Below are 229 nucleotides of genomic sequence, written 5' to 3'. Positions count from 1 at the left end.
CCATTATTTAGGCCTTTTCTAAATAAGCAGTTCATTATCCGCTTTCGAATAAATACTAAGCATCATATTATTTATATTTTTTGGATCGGCAAACTGCTCAAACTCAAATGGAAAAAACAAGCCAAAATCATTAAGATATGCCACATTTCTATTAAATAAATCAGCATACTGTTCATTCAGTTGAGAAGATTCGAGAATTGAAATGATCGTTTGGATACTTGTCATCACC

Annotated in this window: 1 protein-coding gene; it reads right to left on the bottom strand. The window is 31.4% G+C overall.

From position 1 onward, the window contains the following. Positions 1-18: 18 nt before the first annotated feature. Positions 19-229, bottom strand: a 211-nt coding sequence (locus RYX56_RS25660) for a DUF5365 family protein (protein ID WP_317124552.1), incomplete at its 5' end; no start/stop codon positions are given.

This window comes from Alkalihalophilus lindianensis, assembly GCF_032843265.1.
GTDB lineage: Bacteria > Bacillota > Bacilli > Bacillales > Bacillaceae_D > Alkalihalophilus > Alkalihalophilus lindianensis.
Note: the sequence above shows the minus strand (reverse complement) of the source record. Positions and strands in the feature narration are given on the sequence as shown.